Raw genomic sequence first — 17,497 nt, 5'->3', positions numbered from 1 at the left:
TACCTCGCTGTAACCTGGATACAAGCTTGACCCGATCCTGAGCAGGTGTTCAGCTTGCCTATATCTGCGGCACTGGTCAGGCACAAGTGGATTGACCTCGTGACAAGCGTCCGGCGTGACCGAGAAAGGGCAGCGAGCCATGAGTTCAGACAGCGGAATAGTCATTCGGGGCGGCACGGTCGTCACTGCCGAGCGCAGCTACCGGGCGGATGTTTATTGCACTGCGGGACAGATCGTGGCGATCGGTGCCGATCTTGATGTGCCGACCGACGCGCAGATCGTCGATGCGGGCGACGCCTTGGTGATGCCGGGCGGTATCGATCCGCATACTCATATGGAGTTGCCCTTCATGGGCACGGTCGCGACGGAGGATTTCTTTTCCGGCACAGCCGCGGGCCTTGCAGGCGGCACCACGATGATCATCGATTTCGTAATTCCCGGACCGCAGGACAGCCCGCTCGACGCTTACCGCACCTGGCGCGGCTGGGCGGAAAAGGCAGCGGCGGACTACAGCTTTCACGTCGCCGTCACCTCGTGGTCGGATCGCGTGCGGGAGGAGATGGGCGAACTCACGCGCAACCATGGCGTGAACAGCTTCAAGCATTTCATGGCGTATAAGGGCGCAATCATGGTCGATGATGGCGTGCTGCTGAACAGCTTTTCGCGCGCGCTCGAACTTGGCGCTATTTGCAGTGTTCATGCCGAGAATGGTGATGCGGTGTACCACCTGCAGCGCCGGCTGCTGGCGGAGGGTATCACCGGCCCCGAGGGCCACGCGCTGTCGCGGCCTCCGGCGCTCGAAGGCGAGGCGGCGGAACGCGCGATCTCATTGGCGCAGGTCGTTGGCGCGCCACTCTATATCGTGCATGTCTCGACGGCGGAGGCGACCGCCGCCATCGCCCGCGCTCGCGCGGCGGGCCATCGCGTCTATGGCGAGGTTCTCGCTCAGCATCTGGTGATCGATGAGAGCGTCTATCGTGATCCGGATTTCGCCACGGCCGCCGCCCATGTGATGAGCCCGCCCTTCCGTCCCAGACACCACCAGACAGCGCTATGGGGTGCACTTTCCTCCGGCGGCTTGCAGACCACGGCGACGGACCATTGCTGCTTCTGCGCGCCCCAGAAGGCCGCCGGACGGGATGACTTCACTCTGATCCCCAATGGCACCGGCGGGATCGAGGACCGGATGAGCGTGCTGTGGCATCATGGCGTAGGGAGCGGGCGTCTCACGCCGTCGGATTTTGTGCGGATTACTTCGACCGCAACGGCGCAGATCTTCAACATCTTCCCGCGCAAGGGTGCGGTGGCTTTAGGGGCGGATGCCGATCTCGTGGTGTGGGATCCGGCGGCGCGCCGCACCATCTCCGCCCGCACCCATCACCAGAACGTCGATTTCAACGTCTACGAGGGGATGGAGGTTCAGGGCGCCGCCCGGCATACGCTCGCCGCCGGGCGGCTGGTCTATACGAATGGCGAATTGCGGGCCGAGCGCGGTGCGGGGCGCTACATCGACCGGCCCTGCTTCGCCCCGTTCATCAAGGCAATCGCGACGCGCAACCGGGAGACGGCGCCGGAAGCGGTCCGCCGTGGGTAAAATCGGCGACGCGTCCCTGCCTTCCTCGCCGCAATACGGCTGGGAGACACGGATCCGCGCCGCTGCGGACGTCGGCTCAATAGCCCTGATAGTAGGGGGCGGGCGCCGGGGCGTAGTAAGGGGCAGGCTGCACGACATACGGCGCAGGCTGCACCAGGATCTGCGGCACGACGACCTGGTTGCCATAGGACACCATGCACTGCGCATAGGCGTTGTCATACTGGCCCTGGATGCCGCCCTGCTGGCTCGCAGAATTGCCTGCTCCGAGCCCGGTGCCTACGGCCGCACCGCTGGCAGCGCCGATCGCCGCACCGCTGCCGCCGCCGACCGCCGCGCCTAACCCAGCCCCGAGCAGCGTGCCCACCACGGCGGTGCCGGCACCGATCGTATTGGCGTGCTCCGCCTCGCCCTGAACCTGGCCTGCGGCGTAGTTCTTGCAGTAGGCCTGCTCCGTCGCGAATTGCTGGAACGGCTTGTCCTTCGCGGGCACGATCTGCACCGTGGGACCCAAAGGCGTGCTCGCGCAGCCGGCGAGCAGGAGGGCAACCCCTGTCGCGGTCAAGGCGGCCATTGCGGCGATTGGACGTCTCATCACTTTTCCCTCAGAACGCGTCTGTAGAGCCCTTTAAACACAAGGTTATACGGTCCGTCTCGAAGAATGTCGCACGCAGGGGTTGCCGGCGCGCGTTGCGCCGGGTTCCCTCGGTCACGCCCGCCGCGCACGCCCTCTGATGTCGAGCCGCCGCCGCTGGACGGGTGGCGCCGATCTCCACCGGCGGGCCAAGTATCGATTTCACAAGTTTGTTGTAGAATAGAGACGAACCTGAGGCGTAACGTTTGGTTGCGGGCGGCCGTGAAAATCTGCTGTCCGTGACTGAAATTATGCAAATGACGCCAGGGCAAAACCAATTATGGCCTCGCCACTTCGCAACGGGTTGAGGCGCGCCTTGCGCCGGTCGCCGAGGCAAGAAGGACCGCGGAGTCGCGTCGGGCGCGGACGAGGCAGCACTCGATGTGAGCGACGCACATTTTGTTAAACGAAACGTAACGAATCTGTTTCAGGTAAATTACTTTCTTGACCGCCACTGTAAATTTCCTATAAGTTCCGATACCGAAACTTGCTTGGAGCCCCTCCGCTCAGGACAATTTTTTGAATTTAAATGTCATTTCGATATCATTTTGTCGTGGTTTAGCTGCACATTCAAAAGAGCACGTTCTGTGCCGTCAATTGCGGAGGATATAGTGGCGACACGCGAGGGGATTTTATGTTCAGATTCTGGTCTGGTTTTTTGTACACAGATCAGAAACATGCGGAAGGCCTATTCAGCTGACCTCTCGCTGCGTCAGATTGCGATCCTCTTGATTTGCAGTTCGTCGACACAGGGATTGACCGGTAGCCAGCTTGCATTGGAGCTCAACCTGACACCCTCCGTCGTTGCACGAGCGGTAGCGCGCATGGTGTCGTGCGCGCTCCTGGTGCGGGTTATTGAGCGGGATCGCGGCGGCCTCGACCTGATCTTCGCCTCGTCCCGTGGGCGGGATTTCGCGCGAAAGGCGGCGCTGGAAACGCCGATCTAGGCCGGAGCGGTCGCGGCGGCATCAGAAGATAGCGGATGCCGCCGCGTCGCGCGCAGTCATGGCACTCACTGCGAGACTGTTTGCCCGGCCTGTCTCGAAGTCTGCGACCTCCTCCGGGAGGAGGGGCGGCGGCAGGCTGCGGCCCTCCCGTGCCGAGGCCTGAGCCGCTTCCAGTATCGCCATCGTCGCCACGCCCTCGGCGGGGGAAACGGGATTGGCCGTGCCTTCCGTCAGAGCGTCTCGGACGGCGTCATAGAAGCGGCAATAGTCACCATCGATGGCGGTGACCAGCTCCGTTTCCCCGGTGGCACCATCGAAGAGCGTCGCGGCGTCGAGGTCGATGCCCCAATCGAGGTCGCGAGGGACCATGCCGGCGCGCAACTGGTTCTCCTGCACATCGACGTCGCGCTTGACCAGGCTGGCTCGCGAACCGTGCAAGGTGAAGCGCTGCGTCCCGCCGGAAGCCAGCATGCCCGCGCCCAGAATCACATGCAGCTTGGGATAGGTCAGCATGATCTGGAACCAGTCATCCGCCTTGGCACCCACGCGTTGCAGCGCGATATGGGCCGTCACGTGCTCCGGCAAGCCAAACAGATGCAGCGCCTGGTCGGCTAGATGCGGCCCGAGGTCCCACCATAGGCCGCCACCGGGCTGGCGGCTTTCCCGCCAGCGATCCTTTACCTCCGGCCGGAAGCGGTCGATGCGAGACTCGACATGCGCTATCTCGCCAAGCCGGCCATCGCGGATGGCCCCGGCAACGGTCAGGAAGTCGCTGTCCCATCGACGATTCTGGAACACCGAAAGCAGGCACCCGGTCTCACTCGCCAGCTTGGCAAGCCGCCGCGCCTCCTCCAGCGTCACCGTAAAGGGCTTGTCGATGACGACATGCTTCCCCGCCCGCAGAGCCGCCTCGGCCAGCGGGGCGTGGCTCTGGTTCGGGGTGGCGATGACGACCAGATCCACATCTGGGTCGGTGGCCGCCTTGAGGGGGTCGGCGACGGGGCGGACGCCAGGGAGCCGCGCGCGAAGCTCGTCCTCGGGCTGCCGCGAGCCGATGACAGCCAGTTCCAGCCCCTCCACGCTTCCGATGAGTGGCGCGTGGATGGTGCGCCCGGCATAGCCATAGCCGATGAGGGCGACGCGGATCTGTTCGGCCATCGATAGCTCCTGACTCTGTCGTCGCTAGGCATCTCGGGTCCTGGCCCCGGAGACGGTTCCGAAGGCCGAGCCGGTGGCTAGAAAAGCGCGCTCCGATCGGGGTCGCAGCAAATCTCTCAGCCAAGCATTTTATCGTCTCTATGGAGAAGGCTATGAAAGGAATCTTCTTCCCAATTGAAATTGGGTTAAAGTCTTGCCAGCGGCTGCCGGTTGGTGTCCGCTGGCGTAACGTCGCCGGCAGGGAAAGAGGAAACGAATGGCCCAGGTCTCGATCAGAACCTTAAAGAAGAACTACGAGAACAGCGACGCCTTGGCCGTGAAGGGCATCGACCTCGAGATCGCGGATGGCGAATTCGTCGTGCTGGTCGGCCCCTCCGGCTGCGGCAAGTCCACGACCCTGCGGATGATCGCGGGTCTTGAGGACATCTCCTCGGGCGAGATCGACATCGGCGGCCGCGTTGTCAACGACGTCCCCCCGCGGGACCGGGACATCGCCATGGTGTTCCAGAACTACGCGCTCTACCCGCATATGAGCGTGTTCGACAACATGGCCTTCGGCCTGAAGCTGCGGAAGTTCCCCAAGGAAGACATCAAGCGGCGCGTCGATGATGCGGCCCGCATCCTCCATCTTACCCCGCTGCTCAACCGCAAGCCGCGCGCCCTGTCGGGTGGCCAGCGTCAGCGCGTGGCGATGGGCCGGGCCATCGTGCGCAACCCGAAGGTCTTCCTCTTCGACGAGCCTCTGTCGAACCTGGACGCCAAGCTGCGCGTGCAGATGCGGACCGAGATCAAGAAGGTCCACAACACCGTCCGCACCACCACGGTTTATGTGACCCATGACCAGGTCGAGGCCATGACCCTGGCCGATCGGGTCGTCGTCATGAACCAGGGGCTGATCGAGCAGGTCGGGCCGCCGCAGGAGCTCTATCACCACCCGCAGACGAAGTTCGTGGCCGGCTTCATCGGCAGCCCGGGAATGAATTTCATTCCGTGCCGGCTGGCCAAGGAAGGCGAAAAGCTTGTGGTCAAGCTGACGAACGGCGTGTCACTGCCGGTGCCGGCGGAGCGTACCGCGCGCTATATGCCGTTCCAGGGCAAGGACATGATCCTGGGCATCCGGCCCGAGCATATGGCGGTCCTTCCGGGCGACAATCGCCCCGGCTTCGCTCCGCTCGATGTTGATATCGACATTACCGAGCCGATGGGCATGGAGACGGTGATCTACTTCTACCTCGCCGGTGGCGCTCCGGGCGCTTTGGGCGAAGTAGGCAAGGACGGCGCGGGCGATGTGGCGCCGCCGCTCTGCGCCCGCATCGACCCGGACGTTACCGCCCCTCCGGGCGGAAAGCTGACACTGTCGGTCGATATGAACAACATGCACCTTATCGATCCGGCGACGGACAAGGTGGTCTAGTCTTCCGCCAGCGTCTTGATCGGTCTCATCCAGTCGGGATGCTCCGAGTGGGTGAGACGGGGGCGTGCGAGGCATCCCGCTCAAAGCTGACGCCGCTCAAACTCTAATCCCCCATGGCGACCGCCGGCGGCGCAGGTGGATGGGGGCGGAGCCAGGGTTCGGAACTGTCGATGACCACAACGGCGTCGCCCGCTAGCGGTGTCGGGTCGGCATGCGCCGGCAGCAGGGCGCGGTAGCTGATATCCCGCACAGCGAAGGCCCGAAGATCCGCGTCGATGATCCCGCGGCGATCGAGGAATTTGTTGAGCGCCGCCGAAACCCGGATGCAGCCCTCGGAATCCGGCCGACCGATACGGTGGGCGAGAATGGCGGGGTCGGTCGCATGCATCTCGACCCGGATCTCGATCGTCGATTTCGCGTATCGCCAATCATCAGTGGTTCGCCAGCCGAAATCCCAGACCCGCATACCCTTCACGCCGAGGCCGCGGATGTGGTTCTGGTTGTACGTGCCCTGTGCCCTGTAGCCGAGTTCGGCGCCATTGTTCAGCAGCACGCCGACGGGGGTCTTGTAGTGTTCCTTGCGTCCCGGCTTGCCGGTCGAGACATGGCTGGTGCCGAGGATCTGCCAGAGCCCATCCGGCGTAACCAAGGTTACGGCCATGATCTGCGTGGCCGCGGCGCGATCGACTAGAAGCAGGAGCTGCGGGCGGAGGAAGAAGAGGTTGCCCGCCAGCACCATGCGCTTGCCCAAGGCGATCATCGTCGCCTGTCGAGCCGCGGTCATGTGGGGTCCGTTCGGCGCCACTAGAGCCAAAGCCGAGCGAATTGCGGCGGCCTCGGCCGCGATGGCCGCTTCGTTAAGGGGCTTGGCTGCGGTGTCAGGCAAGGGCCCAGCAGGCCGTGCGAAGACGCCCGTATTCACCGAGAGCATGACGACAAGACCAAACGGGCCCGCGAGGCGAGTAGCGGTGCGCAGCATGGTGACCCCAATAACGAGCCCGATTTAAGATAAAATGAGTAGAATGCTATCTAATCGACAATATCATGTCTTACACGTAATGCGCAGAAAATACGGAGTTATTTAGGCCGCTCTCAAATTTTCCAAGGGCCAGCGCGGAAGGGGGCGGTGATCGATGCCGTCCCTCGCTAATCCGGCGTGGAGTCGCTCGCAGGCCGCCCAGGCGATCATCACGGCATTGTCGGTGCAGTAGCGCAGCGGTGGTGCGATCAGCGGCACGCCGTGTTTCTCGGCGACCACGTTCAGAGCCGCGCGCAATGCCTGATTGGCGGCAACACCGCCCGCCACCACCAACCGCGTCGCCTCCGGCATCACGGCCAGAGCGTGAGCCGCACGATCGGCCAGGATCTCGGCAACGGCAGCCTGGAAGCTCGCGGCGATGCCGGCGGCGACCGTCTCGTCCAGCGCGCCCGCCGGTTGTCGGCTGACGAGCTGCGCCACGGCCGTCTTGAGACCGGAGAAGCTGAAATCGCAGCCCGGCTTGCCGAGCAACGGGCGCGGCAGAGGGAAGCGGCGGGCATCGCCGTGCGCCGCCAGGCGCTCGATGGCCGGGCCGCCGGGTAGCGGCAAGCCGAGCAGTTTCCCGACCTTGTCGAAGGCTTCCCCGACCGCATCGTCGATCGTGCCGCCGAGGCGCCGGTATCGCCCGACACCTTCAACCGCCACACATTGGCAGTGACCGCCGGAGAGCAGCAGCAGCAAATAGGGAAAAGGCGCGCCATCCGGGACCAGCCCCGGAAGCCTGGCCGTCAATGCGTGGCCTTCGAGATGGTTGATCGCTAGGAAAGGAATCCCAGACGCCAGGGCGAGGCCCTTGCCGAACCCCGCGCCGACCAATAGCCCGCCGATCAGGCCCGGACCGCTGGTCGCCGCAACCGTGGAGAGATCCGCCATGCCGAGCCCAGCTTCGGCCATCACATCCCGGACCATGGCGGGCAGATGAACGAGATGGGCACGCGCCGCGATCTCCGGTACCACCCCGCCGAAGGGGGCGTGTTCCGCGAACTGGCTGAGCACCCGTTCCGCAAGGATCCGTCCGTCCTGATCGAGGATCGCGACAGCAGTCTCGTCGCAGGAAGTTTCGATGCCAAGAATTGGACCAGCGAGCCCTTCGCGCTTCCATGCTCCGATCAGCGTCGGCGCGGTCTTTTCTTCCGTCATGGCAAGCTATAATCACCCGTCGATGAAGTCCTCGGAGATCTTGTCGCACGAACCGCGGGTGAAGCCCCATGCGCGGCCGTTGCCGCTGCGCGTCGGCACACGCGGGTCGCCGCTGGCCTTGGTGCAAACCCGCGCCTTCCTGACCCAGCTTTCCCGCTTCTGCCCGGTGCTGGATTCCATGAGTGTCTTCGACGAGCATGTGATCACCACATCGGGCGACCGCATTCAGGATCGTCGCCTTACAGACATTGGCGGCAAAGGACTGTTCTCGAAAGAAATCCACGAGGCCCTGGCGGATCGGCGTGTCGATTTCGCCGTGCATAGCCTTAAGGATCTCGAAACCGATCTGCCGCCCGGCATCGTGCTCGCCTGCACGCTGAAGCGGGAAGATGCCCGCGACGTCATGATCCTGAGGCCTGGCGTCGAGAAGCCCGACCCGGATGCGCCGTTTTCGTCCTTGCCGCCGCATGCCGTGGTTGGCTCGGCCTCGGTGCGGCGCCAGGCGCAGCTTCTGCACGAACGGCCGGATCTCGTCGTCCGCACCATTCGCGGCAATGTGCAGACGCGCCTTGGCCGTGTCCGGGCCGGCGAGTTCGACGGCAGCCTGCTTGCTCTCGCGGGCCTCCGCCGGCTGGGTTTGGAGCGAGAGGCCGATGCGGTGATCTCACCCGCCATCATGGTGCCTGCGGCCGGACAGGGGATCGTCGGCGTCACCGTTCGGGAAGATGATACGGAACTCAGAGAGTTATTGGCGGCGATCGAGGATCCGGAGGCGCGCGCGGTGTCCTCGGCCGAGCGCGGATTACTCGCCGCGCTGGACGGTTCCTGCCGCACCCCGATCGGCGGTTACGCGCGCCTGCTCCCGGATGGCCATCTTATTCTCACCGGGCTTGTGGCACGGGAAGACGGTTCTTTCCTGCTCAAGCGTGAGATTCAGGGTTCGGCGCGGGAAGCGGAGGCCTTGGGCCGGACGCTCGGCGATGAGCTGCGGGCGGATTCGCCCGTCGACATCTTTCTCGATTGAGCCTCGCGGCCGCCGCTTTCGCGAGAATGCGATGACGCCCGTTCTTGTCACGAGGACGCAGCCGGGCGCCTCGATCACCGCCGAACGCCTGTCCGCGCTGGGTTTCGCGCCGGTCGTTGCCCCGTTTCTCGACATTCGGCCGGTTGCCGCGCCGAACCTGCCGCCCGCGACGGAGGTTCAGGCAGTGCTCGTTACCAGCGGCCACGCCCTGCCGCCACTTGCCGCGTGCCATACCGCATTGCCGCTCCTCGCCGTTGGCGACGCAACGGCCGAACGCGCGAGACGCCAAGGCTTTTCGCGGGTTTGGAGCGCGGACGGCAATGCGATCGACCTCGCGGATCTCGCGCGCCGTGACCTCGATCCGGCGGGTGCCCCGCTGCTGCTGGCTGTCGGCACAGGTCAAGGTCAGCGGCTGGCGGAGGCACTTGCTGCCCAGGGCTTCACCGTTCTGCTTCGCTCCGTCTACGCGGCCGAGCCGGTTGCCCGTCTACCGGAGGCCGCGAGCGCCTTCCTGGCCGAAGAATCCGACGGCTGGGTACTGTTTTTTTCGGCTGAGACCGCCAACTGCTTTCGGCGCCTGGTAATCCCTTCGGCCACGCGTTTCTCCCGGCTCCACCTTGCCGCGATAAGCAATGGGGTTGCCCTCGCGGTGGGGGACTTGCCCTGGGGTGACATCCGTGTGGCAATGAAGCCGACGGAAACTGCGGTATTGGCCCTGCTTCATGAGTGACGACCAGCCTCCAGCCGTCCCGCCCACGGCGGCAGAACCGCCCGCGTCTCATGCGGACACTGTCCCGCCGGCTTCGTCCGTCCCACCCTACGGCGCGTCGGCTTCTGCTGCGACGGCCTCCTCGGAGGCGGCATCTTCGCCGCCCTATGCTGCTGCCGCAGCCGAGGACAGGCGGAGCAGGCGGGGCGCCCGCGTGGCGACTGTTCTGGCGGTCATTGCGCTGCTCGGTGTCGTGGTGCTGGGCGCGGCTGTGGCCCAGCTTTATCTGCAGCCGCCACCGCAGCCGGCCGCGGCAGCGCCGGCGCCGGCTGCGCCCGATCTTCAACCCGCGCTCACCGCACTGCAAAGCGAGGTCGCCGGCATGAAGACGCAGATCGCGAGCGTCGAGACGTTCGCTCACCACACGGCCGATCAACTTTCGGCCTTCTCCGCCGCGCCGACGCCCGTAACGCCGAACAGCTCGGCCGCTGCGGCTCCTTCAGCTCCGCCGGCTCCCTTGGCTCCCTTGGCTCCCTCCGCGGCTCCGGATGCTGCGACTGCCGATCTGCAAAAACAGCTTGCGTCCCTGGCCGCGCGTCTGGATCGCCTGAGCAGCCAGACCGCGCAGCAGTCGAACGCTGCACCGTCTGCAACAGAAGTCGCGACGCTCGCGGCCCGTCTCGACGCGCTCGCCCAGCGTCAGTCGCAGGACAGCGAGACGACGCGCCAGCAAGCGCAAGCGATGAACACGCAAGCGGAGACCGTGCAGAAACAACTCGCCACGCTGACGAGCCAGACCGACGTGCTCGCGCAAGCGAAAGACGCCCTGCCGAAGCTCGCGGCGAAAACCGACCGCCTCGCGGAACTCGTGGCGGTCGGGGACAAGCTCCGCCTGGGGCAGCCTCTTGGGACGCTGCAAAACGCGCCTCCGGCCCTCGCGCGCTTCGCCACCACGGCGTCGCCAACCGCCGCATCGCTGCGGCTCAGCTATACGGATGCAGCACGCAAAGCCGGTGAACTGGCGAGCCCAGCCCCCGCGCAAGCCCGCTTCTGGGACCGCGTCTGGCTGCGCGTTTCGGATCTCGTCGTCGTGCGGCGCGGCGATCAGGTGTTGGTCGGTGATCCCGCCGCAGGCGTGCTCGCCCACGCAGGTCGCCTTGTCGATGCCGGAGACATCTCGGGCGCGGTCGCCACCCTGAAGCAGTTGCCGGCACCGGCCGCCGCTGCCATGGCGGGTTGGGTCGCGCAGGCGCAGTCGCTGATCGATGCACAAGCGGCCCTGGCGCAGATGGCGGGCGGCTGATGCGCCGCGTTCTCGGCTTCCTGATCCTCGCCGCGATCCTGCTGGCGATCGCCTTCGCGATCGGCGCCATCCCAGGAACCTTGGTCGCGACGGTTGGCACGCTGACCATCTCGCTCTCGCTGCCGCTTGCGATCCTGGCGCTGCTGGTGACGATCATCGTCGTCTATCTCGTGCTGCGCCTGATCGGCCTGATCTTCAGCGTCCCAAGCCGCTTCGGCCGTGGCCGCCATGAGCGGCAGCAGCGCCAGGGCGATCGCGCCATCACCCGCGCCATGGTGGCAATTGCCGCCGCCGACCCGCGTACCGCCTTGCGCGAATCGGACCGGGCTCGCCGGCTATTGCCCCAGGCCCCGCTCGCGCGACTGGTTTCCGCCGAAGCCAATCGCCTCGCCGGACGGCCGGAGGAGGCGGAGGCCGAGTTTCGCACCCTCACCGAACAGCAGGATTCGGCCTTCCTTGGCTATCGCGGGCTGCTCCGGCAGGCGATCGATCAGCAGGACTGGCCGCTCGCCGCCGACCTCGCACGCCGGGCCGAGGTGGCGCATCCCGGCGCCCCCTGGCTGCGCGCGGAACGCGCTCGCCTCGCTTTGCGCACCGGCAGTTGGGCCGAGGCGCTGACACTGACCGGGCCAGAAGCGCCCCGCGCCGTCATGGCGACTGCGGCAGCGGAGGCCGCGACCGATCCCATCGAGGCGCTGCGCCTCGCCAAGGATGCCTTCAACGCGGATTCGTCCCTGACCCCGGCGGCGCTCGCCTATGCCCGGCGGCTGCGCCTGGCGCGCGAGGAACGGCGCTCGGACAAGGTGGTGGTGACAGCCTGGACCGCCGCGCCGCATCCCGAACTTGCCGAGTTCTACCTCGATACCGAGACAGATCCGATCGTACGCATGAAGCGCGCCGAGCAGCTCGCTGGCGCGAAGCCGGCTCATCCGGAGACTCACCTGATGCTGGCCCGCGCGGCTCTGGCCGCGAAGCTCGTGGGCGAGGCGCGGCGCCAAGCCGATCTTGCTCTTGCAGGCGGCCTCGATCAGCGGCGGGTCTGGCTGCTCAAGGCGGACATCGAGGAGGCTGCGTCGGAGGGTCCACTCGCCGGCACGGGTGAGGCGGAGGGTGCCGCGCTTCGCACGGCGCTGCGGCGGATCCCGGCGGCACAGCCCGATCCTCGCTGGCATTGCACGGCTTGCGGTACCGATCATGCGGTCTGGCACCCGGCTTGTCCGGCCTGCGGCGTGTTGGGCCGGGTCGACTGGGTTGCACCGAGGCGCGGTGAAAACGCGTCGCAGGTCGCCCTCATTGACCGAACGGCCGTCTCCGGAGACGTGGCGGCGCCCGGCTCGCGACGCTGAACCTCCTCGTGGGCGGCGCGCGGCCGACGCCGCAGACTCAGCCGCGTTGCGCCACCAGGAAAAGGCGTGGGAACGCCAGCAGCACTCGGCCATCCGCACGCGTCGGATAGGCCTCGGCGAGGCGAACCTCATACTGCGCGAGGAAATCCGCTCGCAGCGGTTCAGGCAATGGATCGAGGAACGGCCTGAGGCCGGTGCCGCGCACCCAATCGACGATGGCGCGCGGCGAGGCGAGAGGGTGCTGATAGGCGGTCCGCCAGATGTCGATGTTCACCGCGTGCGGCGCCAGCAGATCATAAAGCGCCGGGATCGCGGGCAGCGGCTGCCGTCTCGCCGCCGCCTCTGTAAGCAAGCCGACCCAAGGACCATCAGCCGCGATTTCCCGCATCAGCCTATGCGTCGACTCTCCGAGGTTGTCGGGCATCTGAACCGCGAGAACGCCGCCGGGCGCGAGCGTTCCGACGAGCCGGGGCAGCAGGCGCTCATGATCCGGCACCCATTGCAGCGAGGCATTGGCGTACAAGAGATCAGGTGGCGCCGCGGGCTGCCAGCCGGCGATATCGGCTTTCTCGAATCGCACGCCGGGCAGGCGAGACCGCGCACTCGCCAGCATGTCCTCGCTGGTATCGACGCCGAGCATATCCGCACGAGGGAATCGTGCCCGCAGCAATTCCGTGGAATTGCCGGGGCCGCAACCGAGGTCCACGACCGAGTTTGGCGCGTCGAGCGGCACGCGCCGCAGCAGATCCGCCGCGGGGCGCGTCCGTTCGTCCTCGAATTGCCGGTAAAGCGCGGCATCCCAATCAGCCATCTGGTTCGTCCTTCGCATCGCTCGGTCACGTCGCTGTATCTTGACCGGCCAAGCCTGTCGCTCCACAGATCAGCAAGCCTTGACCTGACAGATGCGAAAGTTCCTCCATGCCGCCCGATGCCGCAACCGTAGAGGCCGCCGACCGCGCCGCTCGGCACTGGATCGCCGAGGATGCCAGCTTGCCGCTCGGGAGCGAGGCGCATAAGGCCGCCGTCTGCCGCATGTTCCACGAGACCTTCAACCCGTACAAGCCCTCGGTCATCGATTGGCCCAAGCTCGATGATGAAACACGCAACCGTATCATCAATCTGCCGATCTGGGACATCGCGGTACAGACTGAGGGCAAGGCGCGCCTGAGAATGCTTTCCTATGCGCGGTCCTGTCTCGATCCGGATATGAACAAAACCGTCGCGCTGAACGGCTGGGAGGAGGGGCGCCACAAGGAGGTGCTCTCCAACCTCGTCGAGGCCTACGGCATCAAGCTTGAGCCCGAGCCCGAGTATATTGAGCCGAAGGACCCGGAATGGGCCTATATGGTCACCGGCTACAGCGAGTGCATCGATAGCTTCTTCGCCTTCGGCCTGTTCGAGCTCGCCAAGCGCTCCGGCTACTTCCCGCCCGAATTGGTCGACACCTTCGAGCCGGTGATCCAGGAGGAGGCGAGGCATATCCTCCTATTCCAGAACTGGGCGGCCTGGCATCGCCGCAACATGCCCTTCTGGCGCCGCCCGTGGTTCGAGCTTCGGGTTGCCGCCGTGTGGATCTTCCTTGGCTACGAGCGCATCGGGCTGGCGCGCGGCCTGGATGACGGCAAGAAGGCGCAGGACAACAATTTCACCGTGACCGGCAGCGCGGCCGTCAGCAACGCGGATGTCAGCATCGCCGAACTCATGGATATCTGCCTCGCCGAAAACGACCGGCGCTTCGCGGGCTACGATCGCCGCCTGCTTCGCCCCACGACAATGCCAAATATGGTTCGGTTCGCTCGCCTCTTTATGCGTCGTCCGCGCCCGGCGGCGACAGCCGTCGCGGCCTGAGTTCTCGGCGCCCCAGGTCCAGGTCAGCCGCAATAGTGAAGGCACAACTTCTCCGCTTCATCGGACCGTTGGTCAGGACTACGCCGTGACAGGCGTGATCCACGAGGCGCTGAACTTCATCCGGGAGCATGAATCCTGGGCGATGCCTCTCGCGTTCCTGCTGGCCTTCGGGGAATCACTGGCGGTTATCTCTCTGGTCTTGCCGTCCTCCGCCATCCTGTTCGGGGCCGGCGCGCTCATTGGCGCCGGGGCGCTCGACTTCATGCCGGTTTGGGCTGGTGCCGCAGCGGGCGCTGTGCTCGGCGACTGGTTCTCCTTCTGGATTGGCGGGCGGTGGGGCGAGGGCGTTTTGCGCCTATGGCCGCTCAATCGGTACCCGCGACTGTTGCCCCGGGCTGAGGATTTCTTCGCACGCTGGGGAACCGGCGGTGTGTTTGTCGGCAGGTTCCTCGGGCCGCTACGCGCCACGGTGCCGCTTGCGGCGGGGATCGCGCATATGAGGTTCTGGCCTTTCCAGGCCGCCAATATCCTGTCGGGCGTCCTGTGGTCGGCAGCGCTTCTGGCGCCTGGCAGCTGGGGCGTGAAGTGGATCGAGCAGGTGCTGCCGTAGCTTGCCGTCGCCCCGTCGCTAGCGTCAGCGCGGTAGATCGGGAAGCACGCGGCGAACCACGGCCGGCATTGTCAGGCCCTGCACCACGACACTGAAGATCACGACCGCATAGCAAACCGGCAACAGCACCGACTTCACTTCGCCCTCCGGCAGGTTGAGGGCAAGCGCCACCGATATACCGCCGCGCAATCCGCCCCAGGTCAGCAAGGCCATCGGCCCGAAAGACGCGGTTTCCTTCAGCCGAAACACCTGGCTCGGCACGAAGATGCTGATGGCGCGCGCGGCAAGGGCGAGGGGTATCGCGAGTGCGGCGGCTCCGAGCGCGGACCAGCCCAAAGGCACCGCGACGATCTCCACGCCGATCAGCAGGAACAGCAGCGTGTTGAGCAACTCATCGATAAGCCCCCAAAACTTCATGACGTGGCGATGTGTCGCCTCGCTCATCGCGTTACGGCCATGGTCGCTGCCCATCGCGAGCCCGGCTACGACGACGGCGATCGGTCCCGACAGATGAAGCGCATGGGCGAGGCTATAGGTGCCGGTCGCCAGCGCCAGCGAGATCAGGAGTTCGAGATCCACATCATCCAGTCGCCGCATCATCCAGAGCGCAACCCAGCCGGTGACGAAGCCCAAAAGGGAGCCGCCGATCGCCTCGGTCAGGAAGGTCGTCGCGATGCTGGCGCCCGAGAACATCCCGGTCCCGCCGGTCGCGATACCCAAAAGCGCGCCGAAGACGACGACGCCGACGCCATCGTTGAAGAGTGATTCGCCGGCAAAGATCGTTCGCAGCCCCGTCGGCAGGCCGAGGCGCTTGAGCAAGCCCACGACTGAAACCGGATCGGTTGGCGCCAGGATTGATCCCAACACTAGGCACCAGATGAACGGGATCGGATGACCCACGAGACGGAAGACGAGCCACATCGTGCCGCCCAGGATCGACACGGCCAGAACAACGCCGGTCGTCGCGAGCAGGCCGACCGTCCATTTCCGGCTCCACAGCTCCTGGATATCGACATGAAGCGCGCCCGCGAAAAGCAGGAAGGCGAGGGCACCGTTCATCAGCGCGCCCGGCAAGTCCATGGTTCCGAGCACCTGCCGCGCGGTCTCGCCGAGCGGGTGGCCGGTCACCAGCGGATCGACCGCGAGCAACAGGATGGAGACGATCAGCGCGATGACCAGGACGCCGGTTGAGGCGGGAAGACGCAGGAAGCGGTTGTTGATGAAGCCGAAGATCGCCGCGAGGGACAGGAGGACCGCGACGAAGGAGAAGCCGCTCATAGATCAGGTGGCGCTTTCTCTCGTTGCGGCAGGCGATGCAGCGTCCAGAACCATTCCAGGGCGCTGTTCGACCAGGTGTGATCTCGCGGCGGGGCGAGGGCAGGGTGGTCGAGGCTTGCGGCGGTGAGGTCGGTCTCGTCCGGATAATCGCTGCTCTCGAAGGTCAGCGCGGTGCCGCAGGCGGGACAAAACCTGCGGCGCCCCTCATCAGATGATGCGAACGTCGTGGGCGTGCCGCTGGTGAAACGAAAACTGGCGCGCGGCATCGTCAGCCAGGCGACCGCTGGAGCGCCCGTCGCACGGCGGCAGGTCTCGCAATGGCACAGGGTCTCGTGGAACGGATCGCCTTCCGCCTCGTAGCGGATCGCGCCGCAGAGGCAACCGCCTGTGAGGAGTGTCATGGGCGGAAGGTTAGACGGGATGGGCGGGTTTTAGAAGCGCTCGGTCGCGCGGAACCCGCCTGGATGTCAGAGGCCCGTCGCGCGCAGGCCCTCCTCGGCGTAGCGGGCGCCCACGAAGGCGGCCGCCGGCAGGATGCGGTCGATTTCCTCGCGGTCCGCTGCGGTCAGGGTGACGTCGGCCGCTCCGACATTTTCCTCCAGATACTTCACCCGTTTCGTTCCCGGGATGGGAATAATGTCGTTCCCCTGAGCCAGCACCCAGGCCAACGCGAGCTGACCCGGCGTGCAGCCTTTGCGTTTGGCGAGTTCCTGCACCTCGGCAACCGCGTCCAGGTTGCGCTGGAAGTTCTCACCCTGGAAGCGCGGCGAGGTGTGGCGCCAGTCATCGGCGGCGAGGTCGCTTGGCGCTTTGATTTCGCCAGTCAGGAAGCCGCGGCCGAGCGGGCTGTAGGGCACGAAGGCAATGCCAAGCTCCCGCGTTACCGCCAGAATCTCCTCCTCAGGCTCGCGGCTCCATAGCGAGTATTCCGTCTGGAGTGCAGCGATCGGATGCACGGCATGGGCGCGGCGGATGGTCGCGACGCCGGCTTCGGACAAGCCAAGATGCTTGACCTTGCCTTCATGAACGAGGTCGGCCATTGCGCCCACCGTCTCCTCGATCGGCACGTTCGGATCCACGCGGTGCTGGTAGTAGAGGTCGATCGTTTCCACGCCGAGCCGCGATAGACTCGCCTCGCAAGCCTGCCGGACGTAGGCGGCGTCACCGCGGATCGGACCGCGACGGCCTTGTTCATCCCAGGTATTGCCGAACTTCGTCGCGAGGACGATCCGGCCGAGATGCGGCTTCAGAACCGGGCCTACCAGTCGCTCATTCTCGCCGAGCCCGTAGGTATCGGCGGTATCGAAGAAGGTGATGCCGAGGGCCAAAGCGCGCTCCAAGGTCCGGACGGATTCCTTGTCATCTCGTCCACTGTAATAGGCTGACATTCCCATGCAGCCGAGCCCGAGCTCCGTCACCTCGGGGCCACCGCGTCCTAGCTTGCGTGTTTTCATCG

At 65.6% G+C, this 17,497-nt stretch carries 17 protein-coding genes; 9 read left to right on the top strand and 8 right to left on the bottom strand.

What is annotated here, in order from left to right; genetic code table 11:
• The first annotated feature begins 139 nt into the window (after positions 1-139).
• A complete protein-coding gene (gene hydA / locus GSQ83_RS01620; RefSeq protein WP_158800970.1) occupies positions 140-1,594 on the top strand; it encodes a dihydropyrimidinase in 1,455 nt (484 codons plus the stop codon).
• A 76-nt stretch (positions 1,595-1,670) separates the two neighbouring features.
• Here hydA and GSQ83_RS01615 read toward each other — a convergent pair whose 3' ends face one another.
• Complete coding sequence (locus tag GSQ83_RS01615; protein WP_254065446.1) at positions 1,671-2,186, bottom strand: glycine zipper family protein; 516 nt, start codon at positions 2,184-2,186, stop codon at positions 1,671-1,673.
• 650 nt (positions 2,187-2,836) lie between these two features.
• Here GSQ83_RS01615 and GSQ83_RS01610 point away from each other — a divergent pair.
• Positions 2,837-3,172, top strand: a complete 336-nt coding sequence (locus tag GSQ83_RS01610; RefSeq protein ID WP_158800969.1) for a helix-turn-helix domain-containing protein — start codon at positions 2,837-2,839, stop codon at positions 3,170-3,172.
• Positions 3,173-3,193: 21 nt separating this feature from the next.
• On the opposite strand, the gene GSQ83_RS01605 is transcribed toward GSQ83_RS01610, so the two are convergent.
• On the bottom strand, positions 3,194-4,330 hold the full coding sequence (locus GSQ83_RS01605) for an oxidoreductase (RefSeq protein ID WP_158800968.1): 1,137 nt from the start codon (positions 4,328-4,330) through the stop codon (positions 3,194-3,196).
• Between the two features lie 256 nt (positions 4,331-4,586).
• Here GSQ83_RS01605 and GSQ83_RS01600 point away from each other — a divergent pair, with 256 nt between their 5' ends.
• Positions 4,587-5,744: an ABC transporter ATP-binding protein gene (locus GSQ83_RS01600; protein ID WP_158800967.1), complete on the top strand. Its 1,158-nt coding sequence runs from the start codon at positions 4,587-4,589 to the stop codon at positions 5,742-5,744.
• 103 nt (positions 5,745-5,847) lie between these two features.
• Here GSQ83_RS01600 and GSQ83_RS01595 read toward each other — a convergent pair whose 3' ends face one another.
• Together GSQ83_RS01595 and tsaD are read right to left on the bottom strand one after the other, a co-directional pair.
• The gene (locus GSQ83_RS01595; RefSeq protein ID WP_254065445.1) at positions 5,848-6,723 is read right to left on the bottom strand and encodes a hypothetical protein; all 876 of its coding nucleotides are present in this window, start codon (positions 6,721-6,723) and stop codon (positions 5,848-5,850) included.
• Between the two features lie 102 nt (positions 6,724-6,825).
• Positions 6,826-7,923 carry a tRNA (adenosine(37)-N6)-threonylcarbamoyltransferase complex transferase subunit TsaD gene (tsaD, locus tag GSQ83_RS01590; RefSeq protein WP_158800966.1) on the bottom strand — a complete coding sequence of 366 codons (1,098 nt, stop codon included), beginning with the start codon at positions 7,921-7,923 and terminating at the stop codon, positions 6,826-6,828.
• A 22-nt stretch (positions 7,924-7,945) separates the two neighbouring features.
• On the opposite strand from tsaD, the gene hemC reads away from it, so the two are divergent.
• From hemC to GSQ83_RS01570, 4 genes are all read left to right on the top strand, one after another.
• On the top strand, positions 7,946-8,947 hold the full coding sequence (hemC, locus tag GSQ83_RS01585; RefSeq protein ID WP_254065444.1) for a hydroxymethylbilane synthase: 1,002 nt from the start codon (positions 7,946-7,948) through the stop codon (positions 8,945-8,947).
• A gap of 31 nt (positions 8,948-8,978) precedes the next feature.
• Entirely contained in the window at positions 8,979-9,677 is a 699-nt protein-coding gene (locus GSQ83_RS01580) for a uroporphyrinogen-III synthase (RefSeq protein ID WP_158800964.1), read from the top strand.
• A 193-nt stretch (positions 9,678-9,870) separates the two neighbouring features.
• On the top strand, positions 9,871-10,959 hold the full coding sequence (locus GSQ83_RS01575; RefSeq protein ID WP_158800963.1) for a COG4223 family protein: 1,089 nt from the start codon (positions 9,871-9,873) through the stop codon (positions 10,957-10,959).
• The gene (locus GSQ83_RS01570; RefSeq protein ID WP_158800962.1) at positions 10,959-12,305 is read left to right on the top strand and encodes a heme biosynthesis HemY N-terminal domain-containing protein; all 1,347 of its coding nucleotides are present in this window, start codon (positions 10,959-10,961) and stop codon (positions 12,303-12,305) included. Before GSQ83_RS01575 ends, GSQ83_RS01570 begins: the two co-directional genes overlap by 1 nt.
• Before the next feature lie 37 nt (positions 12,306-12,342).
• On the opposite strand, the gene tam is transcribed toward GSQ83_RS01570, so the two are convergent.
• Positions 12,343-13,116 carry a trans-aconitate 2-methyltransferase gene (tam, locus tag GSQ83_RS01565; RefSeq protein ID WP_158800961.1) on the bottom strand — a complete coding sequence of 258 codons (774 nt, stop codon included), beginning with the start codon at positions 13,114-13,116 and terminating at the stop codon, positions 12,343-12,345.
• A 107-nt stretch (positions 13,117-13,223) separates the two neighbouring features.
• Here tam and GSQ83_RS01560 point away from each other — a divergent pair, with 107 nt between their 5' ends.
• Together GSQ83_RS01560 and GSQ83_RS01555 are read left to right on the top strand one after the other, a co-directional pair.
• Entirely contained in the window at positions 13,224-14,153 is a 930-nt protein-coding gene (locus tag GSQ83_RS01560; protein WP_158800960.1) for a ferritin-like domain-containing protein, read from the top strand.
• Between the two features lie 85 nt (positions 14,154-14,238).
• Positions 14,239-14,763 (top strand): DedA family protein, encoded by a 525-nt coding sequence (locus GSQ83_RS01555; protein WP_216849869.1) that lies wholly within the window; start codon positions 14,239-14,241, stop codon positions 14,761-14,763.
• Between the two features lie 24 nt (positions 14,764-14,787).
• Here the strand turns inward: GSQ83_RS01555 and GSQ83_RS01550 are convergent, their stop codons facing one another.
• The 3 genes from GSQ83_RS01550 to GSQ83_RS01540 all read right to left on the bottom strand — a co-directional run bounded on the left by GSQ83_RS01550 (position 14,788) and on the right by GSQ83_RS01540 (position 17,495).
• Positions 14,788-16,041, bottom strand: a complete 1,254-nt coding sequence (locus tag GSQ83_RS01550; protein ID WP_158800959.1) for a sodium:proton antiporter — start codon at positions 16,039-16,041, stop codon at positions 14,788-14,790.
• On the bottom strand, positions 16,038-16,442 hold the full coding sequence (locus GSQ83_RS01545; RefSeq protein ID WP_158800958.1) for a GFA family protein: 405 nt from the start codon (positions 16,440-16,442) through the stop codon (positions 16,038-16,040). Before GSQ83_RS01545 ends, GSQ83_RS01550 begins: the two co-directional genes overlap by 4 nt.
• 66 nt (positions 16,443-16,508) lie before the next feature.
• Positions 16,509-17,495 carry an aldo/keto reductase gene (locus GSQ83_RS01540; protein WP_158800957.1) on the bottom strand — a complete coding sequence of 329 codons (987 nt, stop codon included), beginning with the start codon at positions 17,493-17,495 and terminating at the stop codon, positions 16,509-16,511.
• Positions 17,496-17,497: the final 2 nt, after the last annotated feature.

Source organism: Acidisoma sp. L85, from assembly GCF_009765865.1.
Taxonomy (GTDB): domain Bacteria; phylum Pseudomonadota; class Alphaproteobacteria; order Acetobacterales; family Acetobacteraceae; genus Acidisoma.
Note: the sequence above shows the minus strand (reverse complement) of the source record. Positions and strands in the feature narration are given on the sequence as shown.